This is a genomic window from Flavobacterium denitrificans DSM 15936 (assembly GCF_000425445.1).
Classification (GTDB): Bacteria; Bacteroidota; Bacteroidia; order Flavobacteriales; family Flavobacteriaceae; genus Flavobacterium; species Flavobacterium denitrificans.
The window spans coordinates 219,584-239,386 of sequence record NZ_KE384377.1; the positions used below are offsets into that span (position 1 = coordinate 219,584).

Here is a 19,803-nt window from a genome sequence, read left to right on the forward strand (position 1 = left end):
GACTGTAACTTTTAAATTAAACAGATACTAATAGCCTCAAACGAATAACTTTTTTAAATAATAATGGAAGAAAAAAAATTAGACCTTAATTCGATCATTGGTTTTGTGTTGATATTCGGAATTTTGATTTGGATTATGTACCAAAATCAGCCCTCTGAAAAAGAAATTGCTGCTGAAAAAGCCAAGAAAGAATTAGTTGCTAAACAAGAAGCCCAAGCTAAAGCTGATAAAGCTAAAACTGCAGCATTGCCAGTTGCTACAACTCCGGGTGATACTGTTCAAATCGCGCAATTGCAAAAAACTTTAGGAGGATTTGCTTATTCAGCAACACTTCCTTCTGCAAAAGAAGCTTTTACTACAATCGAAAATGAAAAATTAAGATTAAAGATTGCTAATAAAGGTGGTTATATTGTTGAAGCTACTCTAAAGGAATTCGAAAGATTAAAAAAAGGTTCAGGGCAATTAGTTGAGTTGATTAAAAACAATAACTCAAACTTAAATATTCAGTTGCAAACTACAGACAATAGAACATTAAATTCTAAAGACTTGTATTTTGAGCCAACATTAGAAAAAGTTGGGCAAGATCAAGTTTTGTCAATGCGTTTGAAAGCGGGTGCAAATGAATTTTTAGAATATAAATATGTTTTAAAACCAAATGATTATTTAGTTGGTTTTGATATTCGTTCTCAAGGATTAAACAAAGTTTTGAATGCTTCTAAGCCATTGGATTTGCAATGGGATTTAAAAACATACAGAAACGAGAAAAGTGTTTCTTATGAGAATCGTTATGCTCAGATTGATTACAAATACGAAGAATCAAAATACAATAACGTAAGTTCGCATGGACAAGGAAAAGAAGAAATGCCAACAAAAGTTAGTTTTGTAGCGTTCAAACAACATTTCTTTGCAACGATCTTATCTTCAGAAAAACCGTTTGAAACTTCAAAATTGCATTCAGATGATTTAGTTAAAGACGAAAAAATTGACACTGTTTTCACAAAACAATTCAAAGCTAATTTACCTTTAGCATTCTCAAATGGTGAGGTTGATTACAAAATGAGTTTGTATATGGGGCCTGTAGATTATAAGACATTAAAGTCTTATGATAAAAATTTCGATAAAATCATTCCCTTAGGATGGGGGATTTTTGGTTGGATCAACAAATGGATTTTTATTCCGTTATTTGGATTTTTAAGTTCTACAATAGGCTTGTCATTAGGAATTGCAATTATCATTTTTACTATTATTATCAAAGTAGGAATGTCGCCAATTACCTATAAGTCATTCTTGTCTCAGGCAAAAATGAAAGTTTTACGTCCGGATATTGCTGAATTGGGAGAAAAATACAAAAAAGACCCAATGAAGAAACAACAGGAAACAATGAAACTATACAATAAAGCAGGTGTAAACCCAATGGCAGGATGTATTCCGGCTCTGATTCAGCTTCCTTTTATGTATGCGTCGTTCCAGTTTTTCCCTGCAGCATTCGAATTGAGACAAAAAAGTTTCCTTTGGGCAGACGATTTATCTTCTTTTGACTCTGTGGTAAAATTACCTTTTAATATTCCATTGTATGGAGATCATATCAGTTTGTTTCCAATTTTGGCTGCAATTGCAATTTTCTTCTACATGAAAATGACTTCAGGAGATCAACAAATGGCAGCGCCTCAGCAAGAAGGTATGCCTGATATGGCAAAAATGATGAAAATCATGATTTATGTTTCGCCATTGATGATGTTGATTTTCTTCAATAGCTATGGTGCTGGATTGAGTTTGTACAACTTTATTTCGAACTTAATTACAATCGGAATTATGTTTGTAATTAAAAATTATATTGTTGACAGTGATAAAATTCACGCTCAGATTCAAGAAAACAAACAGAGAGAGCCTAAAAAGCCAAGTAAGTTCCAACAGCGTCTTCAAGAAGTTATGGAGCAGCAGGAAGCAGCAAAAGCTCAAAATAAAAGGAAATAATTTTTATAGATTATAAAAAAGTCTCGTTGTTTAACGAGACTTTTTTTTGTGTTTAAAGTTTTGGAAGTAAGACTTTGTCTATGACATGGATAATACCGTTTGAGCACTGAACATCTGTAGCAATAATAGTAGTGATTCGATTATTTGCATCAGTAATTTTTGGTCCGCCGGTTAAATTAATTGTAAAATTCTGACCTGCAAAAGTGTTTACTACTTGTCCGTTCGTCAAAGCAGTTGATTGAAGGTTAGCTCCAGCCACGACATGATATTTTAAAGTCGTTTCTAATACATTTGCTGGTATCGCGCTTAGTCCTGAAAATCCTGTCTCACTAAGGAAACTTGAAAAAGCGGTATTTGTTGGTGCGAAAACTGTAAAAGGAGAATTTGCTGTCCCAGATAATATTCCAGCAAATCCTGAAGCAGAATTAAAGGTTAATGCAGCTACAAGAGTAGTGAAGTTTTTATTAGCAACTGCGTGATTTACAATTGTAGGCAATCCAATAACGCCATCGACTACATGAATTATTCCGTTTGATGCTTCAATGTCTGCGGCAGTTACAGTTGCTCCTCCATTTGATTTTCCGCCATTAATGTCTACACTACTGCCTTTTTCAATATACATGCTTATTGTATTCGATGTCGAGGCATTTCCTTTCGCTAAAGTTTTGACGTAACCAGTAGTAATTTCAGTTGATTTTACTCTGGCATTTAAGACATGATTAAGCAAAATTTCTTTTAGTGCAGTAACAGGAACTGCGTTAAGATTGGCATAGCCTTGTGCAGATAAAAATGCACTGAATGCAGTGTTTGTCGGGGCAAAAACGGTATAAGAACCAGAAGAGTTCAGTGTGCTAGTTAATTCTGCTTTTTCTAGTGCAGCAACTAAGGAGCTAAGATTAGGATTTGCTTTCGCAATAGATACAATTGTTTGGGGTGTCTGAGATGATTCGTCATCGTCATTATTACATGATATGCTGACGAAAGAAATTAATGCTAGTAAAGCAATTAATTTAGTTTTGATTGTTTTCATAATACATTTTTTTTCGTTTGCATAGTAAAATTAATAATTTTGTTTAATCTTTTTAGTAAAAAATTAAACAAATATTAATTTTAGTATTTATTTAACATTGTTGTTTAATTTTTGAATTGGTGATTTTCAATTGTTTATCTTTTGTTTTTTAGTGTTTCTAATTTTTTTGAATAAAAAAGGCACTTGAAAAGGTTAAACAATATTTAACTTAAATTCTGCTTTAAATATGCTGTAGTGAGGCCAAAATGCTTTTATTTTGCAAATACTAAAACTCAATTTTAGAAGTTATATAGAAAAGCGGATTATGAAAAAATTTTGGATTTTATTTTTAATATGTGGAGTATCTTTTTCTCAGGAATTTAATAAAGTAGATTCAAATGGTAAAAAAGATGGGGTTTGGAAAGGAACTTATGAAACTTCAAAACGCCCACGTTATGAAGGAACTTTTAGTCACGGAAAAGAAACGGGAGTTTTTAAGTTTTTTGATGACACAAAAAAAGGCGACGTTATAGCAACACGTGATTTTACAGCAAATGATGGAAGTTCGTATACTATTTTTTATGACCAAAATAAAAATAAAGTGAGCGAAGGAAAGGAAATTGGAAAAGCGAGGGAAGGAGAATGGAGATACTATCATAAGGCTTCAAAGATTGTTATGACGCTGGAAAATTACAAAAATGGAAAGTTAGAGGGCAAAAGATCTGTTTTTTATCCAGATGCTAAAATTGCAGAGGAAATGACTTATAAAAATGGATCAAAAGAAGGGATTTATAAAAAATACGGTCAAAATGCAATTCTTTTAGAACAGTCAACTTATAAAGACAATGTTTATAATGGTGATGCAATTTTTTACGATTCAGAAGGTATTATGGCTTCTAAGGGGAAATTTTTGAATGGTAAAAAAGTTGGAATGTGGCAGTTTTATGCAAAAGGCAAATTAACCAAAGAAGTTAATATGAGTGACCCGAAAAGCAATTATCAGGCTGATTCAAAACCTAAAATGGAATAAATACAAAAAATAGCCTGAACTGCAGGCTATTTTTTTTGCCACGAATTCCATGAATTTTCACGAATTATTTTTTGACTTAACTAATAGTAGAAAAATTAGTGAAAATTCGTGGAATTCGTGGCAAACTATTTTTTAAATTTGATTTACTAAAATTTTGTAAATGGATTTAAACGAATTGATTGGCCGATTTTTTTTACTGTTTTTTTCAATTTTGGTTTTGTATTTTTTCTCTAACAGAAAAGATAATGAAACTATAAATCCGTTAATGGTTATTGTGGGTTTATGTACTTTTTCGCTTTGTTATTTGTTTACCAAAATTGAAATCGGAGTCGGAATTGGATTTGGTCTTTTTGCTATATTTTCCATTTTGCGCTTTCGAACACAATCGTTTACTGTCAATGCAATTATTTTTCTCTTTGCAACGATCACTTTGTCTATTCTGGACATTATGTACCCTTTTGAAAAGATCGAGATATTGCTTTTTTTCCAAATCATTATTATCGGGTTTTATATTGTGGCATCAATTATTGTTAATAGAAAAGCATCGAAATTTTTGAATACAGTTGATTTGAAAATTCCACTGGAAAATGGTTTTTCCTTAGAGAATGGAAATATTAGAAAAGCGATTTCTGAAAAAATAAATATTTCAGATTTTGAATTCAAAATTGTGCTTGTAAACACAGTCACAAACGAAATTGATTTGCAGGTTTTTTATTGATTAATCATTATAAGGACGCACTTGTTTGATGTATAGATCTCGATTTTCGCCTACAATTTTAAATTCGATATCTATCGGATGAAATCTGTTTTTTCGCCAATAACGATACATTTTTTCTTCAATTTTTTTGCTAGCAAGAAAAAGCGTACTCATTTCTTTTCGGCTTAAAAGGGGTTCATTATTATTTAAATTAGAATTGGAAGTGTAATCAACATCAAAATCAGTGTCGTTTTTGCCATCGTTTAAATGATAGGCAACAAATTGTTCGCAGACTTCATTTTTTTCCGGCTTTACTACTGAGTTTTCTCCCTTTTGAACATTTACAGTTATTCCGGGAAAGTCTTTTCTGAAAATATTTGTGGTGATTACAACCCCATTTGCAAGTTCGTCTGGAAAAGAACGATGCACCAATACACCCATAGCAATATTGTGTTGATCAATACCGAACAGTTCTCTTTCAGTATAAGATGCTTCATTCCAGACGCTTGCCCAGACTTGTTTAATTGCTTTTTCAAAAGTTTTGATGCTATCGCCTAAAATTCCTGTTTTAGAATCATATAATCCAGCGCCATTAAAATCGTCTAAATCTTCGGCATTTGTTGATGATCTGAATCGGAAATTTTTGAAAGCTGCATTTTTGAAAGTCTGATTTAATTTTGCAATTAACTCAGGGTCAATAGGCTCTTTTTTAATCGCTTCTCTGATTTTTTTCAATTGCTGATGAATCCAAACCATAGAATCTTTTTGAGAATTGGCTAAAAGTTCCTCTATTAAAGGAGAAATAGATTTTTTTTGAATGTGTTTTGTGTAAAAGTAAAATGGTATCGCATGGGCATCTTCAGGTGTTTTGAAAGGAATTTGTTTTGAAATCGCTATTAAATATGCCATATTCTGCGCTTTAGAACCAATGTAATTCACTCCGTTTTTCGGAATCGTATTTAGGCTGACTAAATCTGTAATGCTATTGTCGATTATTAATTTTTTCTTTTTTGAATTGGATTTCAGAACAATTTTTTTGTCCGTTTCTTTGATGTAAAAAGTGTCGATACCAATTTTTATTTCTACCTTTTTAAATAATAATCGTTTGATCGTATTGTCTTTAAAAGCATCGGTATAGGCCATAATTGGAATTTTCCTGTTTTTTCCTAACAGAACCAAATGGCTCAATGGAGTTTGGAGTTCATTGACAATAATACCTCTTACATTTGGCAAAATATCGGGAGTGCCGTCTAAAACTATAATTTCGTCTGCTTTAGGTTTTATGTTTTCCAAATCTTTTAATTTGTATTGTTTCAGAATTCCGATTGTGCTTCCTGAAACCACTTCTTGGTATTTTATTTCGTTAAAAATATAATCTGATTTTACGCATGGAATTCTAAATTTTTGCTGTTGATGCCATTCCATTTTTTCAGGATTATTCAAATAAAAGTTCAAGCGAGTCCCTATAAATGTTGATTGTACAATCAAATTGTAGAATCGTTCAATCAACAGAATTGGCATATGATCAGAAGCTGCAAGTTCGAAAACCCATTTGTCAGTTCCTTTTACATGGTTTAAATTTCCGAGAAGATAATCTCGGTTTTTTTCGGTGTCGCTGTAATTGTCGTCATTAAATACTTCTACACCTTTATCATATCCTAAATAATCGGTAACAAAATCATAATGGTGTTGAATTAAAGTGCTGTTGAAATAATACATTTTCTTTTGTCTCAAATCATAAACAATTTTTACCGATTCGATATTTGAAAATTTATCTGACAATGGTTTGCCTTTAAATGCTTTGTATGCTTCATAATCAGGCAATGACGCACTGAATCTCTGAGCGGAAATAGATGAAGTCAGAAGAAATAAAATAATGCTGTAAAGAAATTTATTCATGACACAACGAATTGAGTATTAAAAGTAATTAAAAAAAGTAATAAGTTTTATCTACTGCGAGATTACTTAAAGTAATTAAAACCGTAGTGAAATTTTCTATTATTTGATGTACCTTTGCATCCTTAAAAAATTAAACATTTCAAGATGAAACGTGTAGTTGTTGGACTTTCTGGTGGAGTAGATTCTAGTGTTGCTGCTTATTTATTGCAACAACAAGGATACGAAGTTATTGGCCTTTTTATGAAAAACTGGCATGACGATTCGGTTACTATTTCTAACGAATGCCCTTGGTTAGAAGACAGTAATGATGCTTTATTGGTAGCTGAAAAACTTGGAATACCGTTTCAAACTGTTGATTTGAGCGAAGAATACAAAGAAAAAATCGTTGATTATATGTTCAACGAATACGAAAAAGGAAGAACTCCAAACCCTGACGTGCTATGTAACCGTGAAATCAAATTTGATGTTTTCATGAAAATTGCATTAAGTCTCGGTGCCGATTATGTTGCAACTGGTCATTATTGCCAAAAAAATGAAATTGAAGTTGATGGAAAGCCTGTTTATCAATTGATTGCAGGTAATGATATTAATAAAGATCAGTCGTATTTTTTATGTCAGTTGTCACAAGAACAATTGTCAAAAGCATTGTTCCCGATTGGGGCTTTAACCAAGCCAGAAGTTCGTGAAATCGCGGCTGAAATGGAATTGGTAACAGCAGAAAAGAAAGATTCTCAAGGTTTGTGTTTTATTGGAAAAGTTCGTTTGCCTGAATTTTTGCAACAAAAATTGCAACCAAAAGAGGGCAAAATTGTTCAAATTGATAAAAATGATCCAATTTATGAAGTTGAAGATACTTCAGGATTGTCTTTAGAAGAGCAATTGAAATCAGAATCTAGAAAATTAAATTACCTTCCAACAATGGGCAAAGTAGTTGGAAAACATCAAGGAGCACATTATTTTACAGTTGGTCAAAGAAAAGGTTTAAACGTAGGAGGAACTACAGATCCTTTATTTGTAATTGCTACCGATGTGGAAACAAACACTATTTATACTGGTTTGTCAAGCAATCACCCAGGATTGTTTAAAAAAGCACTTTTTGTTGGGAATTCAGAAGTTCATTGGGTTCGCACAGATATGGCTTTAAAACCTGGTGAATCAAAAGAAGTAATGGCGAGAATTCGTTATCGTCAGCCTTTGCAGAAAGCTATTTTGTATCAATTTGAAGATGGAATGTATGTGCATTTTGATGAACCGCAATCAGCAATTACTGAAGGTCAATTTGTTGCATGGTATTTAGAAAATGAATTAGTTGGTTCGGGAGTAATTTCTTAGCTTTATACTTTTTTATAAGGGATTTCTCTTTTTAAAAAAGTAAACTATGAAATACTATTTCTATCTTTTTTTATTGCTTTTCTCTTCTACGATGTTTTCGCAGGAAGATGCATGGGTTTATTTTAAGGATAAACCAAGTTTACAATCTTTTTTGGACAAACCTTTGGATATGTTAACACAGCGTTCTTTAACCCGAAGAACGGTGCAAAATATTCCATTGAATCAAACTGATGTTCCAGTTGAGAAGAATTACATTAGTCAAATAAAATCAAGCACAGGAATTACGGTTTTAGCCAAATCAAAATGGCTAAACGCACTTCATATTAAAGGGACTCAAGCCAATGTTTCGGCGCTAAAATCATTATCATTTGTTGATAAAGTTGTTTTTACAAATAAAACTTTGAATACAGCAAAAAAGGTGAATGAAAGCACTGTAATCCAGACAAATAAGAAGCTTGAAACGACGATTGATTATGCATATGGAAATAGTGCAAATCAAATTCAGATGTTGAATGGTCAGGCATTGCACAAGCAGAATTATGCAGGCTCAGGAAAAGTTATTGCGGTTTTAGATTCAGGTTTTCCGGGTGTAGATACAGCGCAACCTTTTCAAAACCTGCAAACAAACAATAGAATTTTAGGCGGATATGATTTTGTAAATAGAAATTCTAATTTTTATACTGGTGATAATCATGGAACTATGGTTCTTTCAACTATGGGTGGTTATACGGAAAATGTTTTGATAGGTACAGCTCCTGATGCCTCATATTATTTATTTATCACAGAAAATAACGCTTCTGAAAATCCAATTGAAGAATCACTTTGGGTAGAAGCAGCAGAAAAAGCTGACAGTCTTGGCGTTGATATTATTACAACGTCACTAGTCTATTTTGCATTTGATAAAGCAGGTGAAAGTCATACTTACAGTGACATGAACGGCAATACTACATTTATTTCAAAGGGAGCAGAAATAGCTTTCAGCAAAGGAATGATTGTATTGGCAGCAGCAGGAAATGAAGGAAGAACGCCTGAACCTCATATTGGCGCTCCCGCTGATGCCGTTTCGGTGTTAGCTGTTGGTTCTGTGACTTCGACAAAAGTAAAATCTGATTTTAGTTCTATTGGACCAAGTTTTGACAATCGGGTCAAACCAGATATTATGGCTCAAGGATCGTCAGCAGTAGTTGCTCTTCCTTCGGGAAATCTTGGTTTGGCAAGCGGAAGTTCATTTTCATGTCCAATCGTTGCGGGATTAGTAGCGTGTCTCTGGCAGGCTTTTCCATCAAAAACAAATAAAGAAATCAAACAAATGATTTTAGAATCATCTGATCGTTATACAACTCCTGATTTTAACTACGGTTATGGAATTCCAAATTTTGGAGCTAATTTAGGTGTTAATGATTTCTTGGTATCTTCATCTTTCTCGGTATTTCCAAATCCAGCAAAAACAACAATATCTTTCTCGTTTTCGGAAGGAAATTACGATGCTTCTGTTACAATTTATTCTGTTTTGGGGCAAAAATTAATCGAAAAACAAATTACAAATCAAAATCCATTTCTTTCTTTAGAAGCTTTAAACAGCGGTCTTTATTTTTATACTTTTGACGCTAATGGCTTGCATAAAACAGGAAAGATAATTAAACAATAACAGCATATTTGCATGAATAAAATTACACAGCTTTTCAATATAAAATATCCAATAATTCAAGGAGGAATGATTTGGAATAGCGGTTATAAATTAGCTTCTGCCGTAAGTAACTCTGGAGGTTTAGGGTTAATTGGTGCTGGATCAATGTATCCTGAAGTTTTGAGAGAACATATTCAAAAATGCAAAAATGCTACTGATAAACCATTTGGAGTCAATATCCCGATGTTATATCCTAACATTGAAGAAATCATGAATATTGTTGTGGAAGAAGGTGTAAAAATCGTTTTTACTTCGGCTGGAAATCCTAAAACTTGGACTTCATTTTTGAAAGAAAAAGGAATTACGGTTGTACATGTAGTGAGCAGCAGTGTTTTTGCTCTAAAAGCACAAGATGCTGGGGTAGATGCTGTCGTAGCTGAGGGTTTTGAAGCGGGAGGACATAACGGACGCGAAGAAACGACTACACTAACATTGATTCCGATGGTGAAAGAAAAAATACAAATCCCACTTATTGCTGCCGGTGGAATTGCAACAGGTCGAGGAATGCTGGCAGCAATGATTCTTGGCGCCGATGGTGTTCAAGTTGGAAGCCGTTTTGCTGCCTCGATAGAATCTTCAGCTCACAATAATTTTAAGGAAACGATAATTAATACAAAAGAGGGAGGCACTCATTTGACCTTAAAGGAATTAGCTCCTGTTCGATTGGTTAAAAATAAATTTTATTATGATGTTCAGACCTTATATGAAAAATGTCCTTCTCAAGAAGAATTAGTGCATCTTTTAGGAAGAGCTAGAGCCAAAAAAGGAATGTTTGAAGGCGATCTTGATGAAGGTGAACTAGAAATTGGGCAAATTGCAGGATTGATACATGATGTTTTGCCTGTTGAGCAAATTATTCAACAAATGATGACTGAATTTGATGTTGCATGCAAAGAAAAGTCTAAATTTGAATTTTAATTACCTGTAAGAAATATTTCATGAATTTTATTAGCATCATTATATTGCTATTGTTTTTTGGTTTTGGACTGCAAGATGTTCAAAGTCAGTCCTATAATTTTAAAACTTCTGGTTTTAGTGTTTTAGAGAAAAATCAAAAAGGAAAGTGGGGCGAATGGTCTAATCTGGATTTGGTGAATTTGAGCGTTGTTTTGGATACCAACAAGCACCGAATTGTAGTTTATTCTCAGGAAATTCAGCTTTTTAATATTTTCGATTATATCGAAAGAGAAGAAAATGACACTGATATTGTCTATTCTTTCATGTGTAAAGACAATGATGGAAAAGAATGTAAATTATCGATTATAACGCGTAAAAAACAGGATTATCGAAAACAGCTCTACATCAATTACGACGATCATATTATTGTTTATAATATTTTTAGTGTTTAAGGAAGTTGCTAAGGGCTGAGATGTTAAGACACTAAGTTTTGTAAAACGCTTAAAATAACAATCCCGACAGGTTTTTAAAATCTGTCGGGATTGTTATTTTAAAAACCTTAGAATCTTAGCGCTTTAGAATCTTAGCGCCTTAGCATCTTAGAAGCTTAGGATTAAGATTCAATATCCTTAATAAATTCATCATATTCCAGATAAAACATTTCCAGCGCATGCATGTTTTCATTGAAAAAATCAAAAATGGCATCCCAATTATTACGGTTGCTAAAACCAATTCCTTGTTTTTCAACCCAAATTCGGCTTATGTTTTTGCCACTTTCCAGCGTATAGTTTTTTTCGAAAACCAAATCCTTAATAAATTCCTCTTCCAGAATATTTTTTAAAGCCTCTATTTTTTCGAAATAAGCATTTCGTTTTTCATCGCTTCGGTGTTCAATGTCAATTAAAACCTGTGCTTTTTTATTGTCAACATAAAACTTAAAAGAGAAGTCTTTGATTTTTGTATCATAAAGAACCCATTTTCTTGGATATTTTTCTGCAAAAGCTACCCAGAATTCTCTTTTCATTCGTTGTGATTCTTCTTTACTGTACATTATTTATGGCTTTATCTTAGAAAATTTGTAGAACCGCATTTTCTAGAGTATATTTATATTTTATTTGAAAGTACAAAAATAAACTTTGAATATGGATTTTCAAGATTTTTTGCAATATGTTCCTAATTTAATTCCTGTTGAACTGCCAGCGACGACTTCGCACATAAAAATGGCCCCAAAAGAACGCATGCAAGAACTTAAGGATCTTGATTTAAGCACAAAAAATCCAAGAATTGCCGCTGTAATGATGTTGTTTTATCCAAAAAATGGAGAAGCACATTTGATTTTGATTGTTCGTAACGCTTACAACGGAGTTCATTCGTCGCAAATTGCATTTCCTGGAGGCAAATATGAACTTTCAGATTTCGATTTTAAAGATACAGCACTTAGAGAAACAAATGAAGAAGTTGGTATTCTTCCAGAAAAGATTGAAGTTGTAAAGCATTTTACACCAATGTATATTCCGCCGAGCAATTTTTTGGTTCATCCATTTATGGGGATTGCAAAAGAGGAGCTTTCATTTTACCCAGACATTCGTGAAGTTGCTGATATTATTGAATTGCCGTTGTCTGTTTTTTTAGATGACGATATTATTACCGAGGCCACGTTATCAACTTCTTACGCGGCTAATATTCCTGTTCCTGCTTTTAATATCCAAAATCATATTGTTTGGGGCGCGACGGCAATGATATTGAGCGAATTGAGAGATGTAATTAAAACAGTTTTAGACAAAAAAATATAAAATCGAAAAATTAACGATTTGATATTCATTATTATAGCGATTTATTTCCGAAATTGCTTTATAGTATTGCTAAAAGAATAATTTTTGTATGTTTGCGGACTAACAAAAAAATACAATAAACAGCTATGGGATTGTTTAAACGAAATCCTTTTGGACATATTTTATTCATCAAGAAATGGTTAATCCGTGTCTTGGGAGCTATGACGCACCGAAGATACAGAGGATTTAATGAATTGCAGATTGAAGGATCTGAAATCATTAAAACATTGCCGGATACAAATGTGCTGTTTATTTCGAATCACCAAACTTATTTTGCTGATGTTGTAGCGATGTTTCATGTCTTTAACGCAAGTTTAAGCGGACGTCAAGATACTATTAAGAACATTGGGTATTTATGGCAACCGAAAATGAACATTTATTATGTTGCTGCAAAAGAAACCATGCAGGCAGGTTTGTTGCCAAGAATTCTCGCTTACGTTGGCGCGATTACGGTTGAGCGAACTTGGCGTGCCAAAGGAGTTGATGTCACTGAAAAAAGAGATGTTAACCCAAATGACACTGAAAATATCAAAATTGCCCTTAACGATGGTTGGGTAATTACTTTTCCACAAGGAACTACAAAGTCTTTTAAGCCAGTTCGCAAAGGAACTGCTCATATTATAAAACAACATAAGCCAATCGTTATTCCTATTGTTATTGATGGTTTCCGCAGATCATTTGACAAAAAAGGTTTGCGAATGAAGAAGAAAGGAATTCTACAATCTTTCATCATCAAAGAACCTCTTGATATTGATTATGAAAACGATACAATCGACGAAATCGTAGAAAAAGTAGAATACGCTATAGAACAGCATCCATCATTCTTAAAAGTAATTCCAGCTGAAGAAATCAAAGCACAGGAAGAACTTAATGAAATGAGACGATGGAGCTACAAGGATACAGAAAATGAATATTAGATTCTAAAATTTTGGTTAAGTTTAGGTGAAAAGTTTTAAGTAAAAACTTAGCATCTAAGAAACTTAGCAACTTCTTTAGAAATCAATCTTTTTAAGCTCCTTATAATTAGCATATAATCTGCGTAACAAAGTTCCGTACACTAATCGGTAGATGCCCCAGAATATACCGAACAATCCTAGTATTATCAGAATCAAGATTCCGACAGTAAAGAATAGTGCTTTTCCGTTTTCGGCTAATTTTTCTCTTAAAAAAGCCATGTCAGGATTGTAAACAAAAGCAATGAAATAACTAATTATCGTAATGATAACAAGCATTCCAAGATTATACCAGACATAATACTGAACTGTTTTTCGAGTCTTTAATATGGCGCTCATTAATTTTTTTGTGGCAACAGTAGCTGAAATTGTTTTGTAGTTTTTGTAAAAAATAATAACAAAAATCAAAACTACTACGTAATTGAAATAAGTTATAATATCTAAGGCTAATACAATTTCAGGATGATTCATTTTGTTTAGTAAATCATCGGTATTGATAAATAAATTGGAAAAAGTCCAAAACGAAATTTCCAAAATGCTGATGATCAAAATCAACTTTACAATTGATGATGATTTTTTGTGAATCATTTTGTAGATTTCTTTTTCAGAAATTTGCTCAAAAGAATCCGAGTTCTTTTTCCAGTCTTTTTTTAATAAATCCAGTTCTTTCATAATAATTTTTAAGGATTTAGTATCTTTTTAAGTTTCCCTTTAATTCGGTTCATTTTCACGCGCGCATTCACTTCGCTGATCCCTAGGGTTTCAGCTATTTCTTGATAATCTTTGTCTTCTAAATACATAAAAACTAATGCTTTCTCGATGTCGTTGAGCTGGTAAACGGCTTTGTACATCAATTTTATCTGCTCTTCCTCTTCATAATTGTAATCGACATCTTTGACAAAATGCTGATGGCTTTCATATTCTACTGTCGATACGGTTCGTTTGGTTTTTCGGTATAAGGTAATTGCAGTATTTAAAGCAACACGATAAGTCCAGGTCGAAAATTTACTGTCGCCTCTAAATTTAGGATAGGCTTTCCAGAGCTGAATGGTGATTTCCTGAAATAAATCTTTATGAGCATCTTCGCCGGCAGTATATAATCTACAAATTTTGTGGATTATATTCTGATTTGCCTGCAATTGCGCAACAAATGATTGTTCTAGGGTTTCGCTCATAAAAGTATTAGTAGTCCTGAAATGATTTTTGTTACAGTTGAATCAAAATTTTCTTGTCTTATAATAATTAATCATCAGATCGATGAACTTGCTGTAGCTTTCCATTCCGTCTTTCTGATTATTAGTTTTTAAGAAATTGTCATATAAAAAATGAAAGCCTTTGTCAATAAAAGTATCGTATTTTTCCCAGAAATCTTGACTTTCTTGATAGTTTTTTAAAATTCCGATATGAACTGTTTTCTTCAATTCATTAAAAACTTTTTTGTTTTTGAATTGCCAAATTCCGAGACAATAGCGCAAAGCAAAGCTGTATCCGGAATATTGATAATAGAGGTTCTCATTTTTTACTGTTGCCAAAACGCCAATAAAATTGCATTCGTTTTCACTGGCAAAACCAATTTGATGTGCCATTTCGTGTGAACTTGTAATAGGAGAACTATACATTGGCAACAAATCATTTACTTGGGCTTCATTGGTAAACGGATTTAAATAACCTCCAAATCCCATATACGTTAAAGGAACACTAAACAATGATTTTTTGACACTCAAAATTTCATATTTAAAGTACGGATGTTCTTTGGCTAAATTGTCATAACCATTGATATTCATTTTAAAAACTTCTTTTTGAGAATAAGGAAAAACCACTTTTGCGCTGTCGTTTTTTGTGATTTGAAACTGAATTTCGTTCGTTTTTGCAATTAATTTTTTGGTAAAAGCCAAGAGATCAGCATCCGTATATTCTCTTTTGATTTCCATTTTCTCAAAAAGAGGCTCTCGATAATAATTAAATGCCCAAAGCAAATGAAACAAAAAGTAGTAAACAGAAATTTTGCCTAAGACTTTCAATATGTGATCTTTCCAATCCGTTTTCCATGTTTTCCTGCTTTGCCAAAACCAACTAATTATGGAAAGAATTAAAATAGCATAAATACAATCTCCTACAGAAAATGGGACTTTGCCCAAAAGTGTTCTCAGAAAATGCGAAATTCTGATGTATAAATTATTGCTGTAAAAGCCTTCAACATAATCTGGAAAGTATGCGAGAATTTTTAAAAAGATAATCTGAACTAGAAGGAATATAGGAAGTATATATTTTCGTTTCACGGATTGATTTTTTAGATACGTAAATATAGATACAATATTGAGATAAAAAAAGAATGTATTTGCGTAGTATGATTCTAAAAGAAGAAGAATTAGTGCTAATTAGTGGAATTCGTGGCAAAAAAAAACTTGAAACTTTGTAACTTTGAAACTCTTAATTGTTAAACGTCAAACAAAATATAATGAGTCAAGAAATAAGGAATCTGGAGCCAAAAGCACTTTGGAATAAATTTGCAGATTTAAATGCCGTTCCGCGCCCATCAAAAAAAGAAGAGCGTGTTATCGAGTTTATGAAAAACTTTGGAAATAGCTTAGGTTTAGAAACTTTTGAAGATGAAATCAGAAATGTAATCATCAGAAAACCGGCGACTCCAGGAATGGAAAACCGCAAACCAATTGTAATGCAAGGTCATTTAGACATGGTGCATCAAAAAAATGCAGACACCGTTTTTGATTTTGACAAGCAAGGAATTGATATGTATGTTGACGGTGACTGGGTTCGTGCGCGCGGCACAACTCTAGGAGCTGACAATGGACTAGGAGTAGCGACTATCATGGCGATTTTAGAAAGCAAAGATATTCCGCATCCTGCAATCGAAGCTTTGTTTACAGTTGATGAAGAAACGGGGATGACAGGTGCTCTAAACTTAAAAGGTGGCATTTTGCGAGGTCAGATTTTGTTGAATTTGGATACCGAAGAAGATGATGAAATTGATATTGGATGTGCTGGTGGAATTGATGTTACTGCAACAAGAACCTACCACGAAGAAGAAGTTCCAGAAGGTTCTGTTGGATATACGATTACGGTAAAAGGCTTAAACGGTGGACATTCAGGAATGGATATTCATAAAGGTTTAGGAAACGCTAATAAAATTATGAATCGTTTGTTGTTTGACGCTTTTGAAAACTTTGGTTTGCAAATTGTTGAAATTAACGGGGGAAGTTTAAGAAATGCAATTCCGAGAGAAAGTGTTGCTAAAGTAATTATTTCTCAAATGTTTGATGAAGCTTACGTATATGATATGCAGGAAATTATTGCAGATATCAAAGCGGAATACAAAACGACCGAACCAAACTTAACGATTGAAATCGTAAAAAGCGATTTGCCTGAAAAAGTAATGGATTTAGGTGTACAAGAAGGAATCATCAGAGCGATTTATGCAGCACATAACGGAGTTTACAGAATGAGTGCGGATATGGCTGATTTGGTTGAAACTTCAAATAATATTGCTAGAGTTGTTATTAAGGACGGAGAAATTTCGGTTGGATGTTTGACCCGTTCTTCCGTAGAATCTTCAAAATTTGATTTGGCCAATTCGTTGCGTTCAGCTTTTGAATTAGTTGGATGCGAGGTGGAACTTACAGGTTCTTACCCAGGATGGACGCCAAATGTGAACTCTGAAATCTTAGAAGTTTTAAAAGAGATTTACGAAAAACAAAATGGAGAACAACCTAAAGTTGTTGCTTGTCACGCTGGTTTAGAGTGTGGAATATTGGGAACAAATTATCCAGATATGGATATGATTTCTTTTGGCCCAACGATTCACGGAGCACATTCGCCAGACGAAAGAGCAAGTATTTCATCTGCTCAAAAATATTGGAAATTTGTATTGGAAATTTTAGAAAATATTCCAGTTAAATAAAATATTCAAAAGGCAATTTTTTTAAGTGTTCAGTTTTTTAGCTGAACACTTTTTTTTGTAGTTACTGTTGTGGTTGTATTTTTATTTTGCTGATAAACCTCAATCGAGTCTTTTGAAAGTCTTTCTTTCAGCCATAATTTCAATTGCTGTTTGGTTTTTATATCCAATTCTTTTTCACTTTGAAAAAGAATTACAGGAATGACATTTGCTTTGTCTGTTTTGCTTCCTGAAGTATAATTGCCAATTGTAAGAGAAGTTATTTCAGGAAATAGAATTTTGGTTTCGGTGCTAATTTTATCGCTTCCAAAATGATATTGTGCCAGCTGATTTCTGAGATTGTTGATTATAATGTCTTTTTGATCTACAATATTTTGATTGCTGTTGATCTGGTTCATGATGTCTTTTCTCAAATTGACAGTATCTTGTCTGATAACCAGTCTGGTATTGGGAAGATTATAGGTGTTTAGTTTTTTGTTGAGACTGTCAATTTCTGTTTCCGTAAACTTTTTGGTCAAAAAAGCCAGTTCTATTTTTTTGGGATTAGTGTTGTATTGAATGTTTTTGTAGATAATAGGATAATCATTGTTGAGAAATTCTTTTTGGATAAAAACTTCGGTTCTGGAATTGTAGCTTTTCTGGATATACAATTGATAGGCAAAATAAACACTCGGAATAGTCATCAATAATATTAGCATCGTAACGCCATATTTTACTCTTTTTTCACTTTTTACATCTAACTGTTTTGCAACAGGATATTTTAAGTATTTTACAATTATAAAGGTGGCAATACATATAAAGACACAATTGATTGTATAAAGATAAATGGCGCCAAGAAAATAAATAAAATTTCCAAGTGCCAAACTATAACCGGCGGTACAAAGCGGAGGCATTAAAGCTGTTGCAATTGCAACACCCGGAATTGGATTTCCTTTTTCAACACGAGTTACGGCTATTACACCTACTAATCCTCCAAAAAATGCAATTAAAATATCGTAGATATTAGGAGAAGTTCGGGCTAATAATTCAGATTGAGCCTCTTTAAAAGGGCTTATGTAAAAATAAAATGTAGACGTAATCAAGCTGACAAATGTAGCAATCAAGAGATTTTTTATTGATTTTTTTACAAGCTCAAAATCGTACATTCCCAAACCAAAACCCGCACCCACAATCGGCCCCATTAAAGGCGAAATCAGCATTGCACCGATAATGACAGCCGTTGAGTTTACGTTCAAACCAACGGAGGCAATTATAATGGCACAGGCCAAAATCCATATATTAGAACCTCTAAAAGATACTGCGCTCGTAATATTTTCGATTACAAGTTTTTTGTTTTCTTCACCTTTATGGAGATCGATAAAATTTAGAATTTTTCGTGTAATATCGGCCATTTAGTCTTTTTGATTAGAATAGAAATTGCTTTGAATGTCTAATTTAATCAAAAAACTTGTAAAAAGACTTATTTGTTTTTGAAAGCAAATGAAAACGGAAAAAAAAAATGGACAGAAATACAAAAAAAATCCCCATTTGAAGAAAATGAGGATTTGTTTTATTTTTGATGATCGAATGATTAATTTCTTTTCAAAACTTTATACTGTTCATAACAGCCGCTGATAGCATCAAGGATCTGCAAATCATTTGCCGTTTGAACAAAAGATTCAGAATAGTTGCAACGTTGCAAGATTTCTGGGATTTCTTCTTTTGTAATGCCTAAAAGCAATGCAAGTGTTTCTCGGTCATATTTCGTTTCAAGAAGATTTCGAATGGTATCGTCTTTCTTCATGTCTTTGAGTTTCTTGAGTTCTTTTCCGTTTTTTCCAAAGAAATTATAGAGCATATCGGCGGGGTTGAAAATAGACCCTAATACTTTTCCAAAAGCATTTGGCGCATACTCACCAGCTTCATAACCTTGTGTGAGGCCAGAAATGCTGTAGCGATAGTTTTCTTTTGTCGGAATTAATTTAGAGTCAACTTCAAGATAACCTGTTAAGCTAAAAGGAGCAATAACAACTTCTTCAAGCGCAATTGCTTTTTCTGTAAGCTGGATTCTTGTGATTTTGTTTTTAATCCAGTCATTTGTCACTCTGATACGTAAAGATTGGAATCCTAGAATAGTGAATTGCAGTGTATCATTTTGCTGCACATCGATTTCAAAATAACCTTTGGCATCAGACATTGAGCCTTGTACTTTGTTTTTATTGATGATGTTTACATTGGGAAGAGGCTGTTTGGTGTTATCATTGAAGATATAACCTGAGACTCTTTGAGGAGCTGTTGATTCTGTCTCTTGAGCAAAACCAATACTCGTAAGTAATATAAAAAATAAAACTGCGAAATATTTCATATCCTGATTTAAAGCACTAAAAGTAGTAAATCGGGATTAAATATTTTGCAGTCTTGGAATATAATTATAAGAAAATTAACAAAGCAAAATAGAATTGCTTTTAAACTACGACATGTAATTCATTTTTTTTTATTCAGCACATAGAAACATAGTCCCGACGCTTCGGGATTATTTTTTAAAAAGAGCTTAAAAAAGAAACTAGTTTCTTAAACATAGCCTGCTATGTTTGTTTA

At 33.0% G+C, this 19,803-nt stretch carries 18 protein-coding genes; 10 read left to right on the forward strand and 8 right to left on the reverse strand.

Translation table 11 applies throughout. The features are described 5' to 3' along the window. The first annotated feature begins 63 nt into the window (after positions 1-63). Positions 64-1,974, forward strand: a complete 1,911-nt coding sequence (yidC, locus tag H600_RS0112765) for a membrane protein insertase YidC (protein ID WP_026729146.1) — start codon at positions 64-66, stop codon at positions 1,972-1,974. A gap of 52 nt (positions 1,975-2,026) precedes the next feature. Here yidC and H600_RS0112770 read toward each other — a convergent pair whose 3' ends face one another. After that, complete coding sequence (locus tag H600_RS0112770) at positions 2,027-3,004, reverse strand: fasciclin domain-containing protein (RefSeq protein ID WP_026729147.1); 978 nt, start codon at positions 3,002-3,004, stop codon at positions 2,027-2,029. Between the two features lie 304 nt (positions 3,005-3,308). Between H600_RS0112770 and H600_RS0112775 the strand changes: the two genes are divergently transcribed. Together H600_RS0112775 and H600_RS0112780 are read left to right on the forward strand one after the other, a co-directional pair. After that, positions 3,309-4,013, forward strand: a complete 705-nt coding sequence (locus tag H600_RS0112775; protein WP_035108633.1) for a toxin-antitoxin system YwqK family antitoxin — start codon at positions 3,309-3,311, stop codon at positions 4,011-4,013. A gap of 160 nt (positions 4,014-4,173) precedes the next feature. Beyond that, on the forward strand, positions 4,174-4,731 hold the full coding sequence (locus tag H600_RS0112780; protein WP_026729149.1) for a DUF4956 domain-containing protein: 558 nt from the start codon (positions 4,174-4,176) through the stop codon (positions 4,729-4,731). On the opposite strand, the gene H600_RS0112785 is transcribed toward H600_RS0112780, so the two are convergent. After that, the gene (locus tag H600_RS0112785; RefSeq protein ID WP_026729150.1) at positions 4,732-6,609 is read right to left on the reverse strand and encodes a PEP/pyruvate-binding domain-containing protein; all 1,878 of its coding nucleotides are present in this window, start codon (positions 6,607-6,609) and stop codon (positions 4,732-4,734) included. A gap of 144 nt (positions 6,610-6,753) precedes the next feature. Here H600_RS0112785 and mnmA point away from each other — a divergent pair, with 144 nt between their 5' ends. From mnmA to H600_RS0112805, 4 genes are read left to right on the forward strand one after another with little or no spacing between them, the layout of a single operon-like run. Then, positions 6,754-7,941: a tRNA 2-thiouridine(34) synthase MnmA gene (gene mnmA / locus H600_RS0112790; protein WP_026729151.1), complete on the forward strand. Its 1,188-nt coding sequence runs from the start codon at positions 6,754-6,756 to the stop codon at positions 7,939-7,941. A 46-nt stretch (positions 7,942-7,987) separates the two neighbouring features. After that, a complete protein-coding gene (locus H600_RS0112795) occupies positions 7,988-9,589 on the forward strand; it encodes a S8 family serine peptidase (RefSeq protein WP_026729152.1) in 1,602 nt (533 codons plus the stop codon). 12 nt (positions 9,590-9,601) lie between these two features. Beyond that, complete coding sequence (locus tag H600_RS0112800) at positions 9,602-10,546, forward strand: NAD(P)H-dependent flavin oxidoreductase (RefSeq protein WP_026729153.1); 945 nt, start codon at positions 9,602-9,604, stop codon at positions 10,544-10,546. A gap of 20 nt (positions 10,547-10,566) precedes the next feature. Next, positions 10,567-10,977 (forward strand): hypothetical protein, encoded by a 411-nt coding sequence (locus H600_RS0112805; RefSeq protein ID WP_026729154.1) that lies wholly within the window; start codon positions 10,567-10,569, stop codon positions 10,975-10,977. A 161-nt stretch (positions 10,978-11,138) separates the two neighbouring features. Here the strand turns inward: H600_RS0112805 and H600_RS0112810 are convergent, their stop codons facing one another. Beyond that, positions 11,139-11,576 carry a DUF4268 domain-containing protein gene (locus H600_RS0112810; protein WP_026729155.1) on the reverse strand — a complete coding sequence of 146 codons (438 nt, stop codon included), beginning with the start codon at positions 11,574-11,576 and terminating at the stop codon, positions 11,139-11,141. Between the two features lie 91 nt (positions 11,577-11,667). Here H600_RS0112810 and H600_RS0112815 point away from each other — a divergent pair, with 91 nt between their 5' ends. Together H600_RS0112815 and H600_RS0112820 are read left to right on the forward strand one after the other, a co-directional pair. Beyond that, complete coding sequence (locus tag H600_RS0112815) at positions 11,668-12,318, forward strand: NUDIX hydrolase (protein WP_026729156.1); 651 nt, start codon at positions 11,668-11,670, stop codon at positions 12,316-12,318. A 125-nt stretch (positions 12,319-12,443) separates the two neighbouring features. Next, positions 12,444-13,274 (forward strand): lysophospholipid acyltransferase family protein, encoded by an 831-nt coding sequence (locus H600_RS0112820; protein WP_026729157.1) that lies wholly within the window; start codon positions 12,444-12,446, stop codon positions 13,272-13,274. A gap of 75 nt (positions 13,275-13,349) precedes the next feature. On the opposite strand, the gene H600_RS0112825 is transcribed toward H600_RS0112820, so the two are convergent. Genes H600_RS0112825 through H600_RS0112835 form a run of 3 tightly spaced genes read right to left on the reverse strand, consistent with a single transcriptional unit; the run spans position 13,350 to position 15,589 of the window. Further along, a complete protein-coding gene (locus H600_RS0112825) occupies positions 13,350-13,982 on the reverse strand; it encodes a hypothetical protein (RefSeq protein WP_026729158.1) in 633 nt (210 codons plus the stop codon). A gap of 8 nt (positions 13,983-13,990) precedes the next feature. Beyond that, on the reverse strand, positions 13,991-14,485 hold the full coding sequence (locus tag H600_RS0112830; protein ID WP_026729159.1) for an RNA polymerase sigma factor: 495 nt from the start codon (positions 14,483-14,485) through the stop codon (positions 13,991-13,993). 42 nt (positions 14,486-14,527) lie between these two features. Further along, positions 14,528-15,589: a DUF3810 domain-containing protein gene (locus tag H600_RS0112835; protein ID WP_026729160.1), complete on the reverse strand. Its 1,062-nt coding sequence runs from the start codon at positions 15,587-15,589 to the stop codon at positions 14,528-14,530. A gap of 179 nt (positions 15,590-15,768) precedes the next feature. Here H600_RS0112835 and H600_RS0112840 point away from each other — a divergent pair, with 179 nt between their 5' ends. After that, the gene (locus tag H600_RS0112840; protein WP_026729161.1) at positions 15,769-17,229 is read left to right on the forward strand and encodes an aminoacyl-histidine dipeptidase; all 1,461 of its coding nucleotides are present in this window, start codon (positions 15,769-15,771) and stop codon (positions 17,227-17,229) included. 29 nt (positions 17,230-17,258) lie between these two features. On the opposite strand, the gene H600_RS22070 is transcribed toward H600_RS0112840, so the two are convergent. After that, complete coding sequence (locus tag H600_RS22070) at positions 17,259-18,617, reverse strand: DUF389 domain-containing protein (protein WP_084157384.1); 1,359 nt, start codon at positions 18,615-18,617, stop codon at positions 17,259-17,261. A 179-nt stretch (positions 18,618-18,796) separates the two neighbouring features. Beyond that, a complete protein-coding gene (locus H600_RS0112855) occupies positions 18,797-19,570 on the reverse strand; it encodes a carboxypeptidase-like regulatory domain-containing protein (RefSeq protein WP_026729162.1) in 774 nt (257 codons plus the stop codon). Between the last annotated feature and the right edge of the window lie 233 nt (positions 19,571-19,803).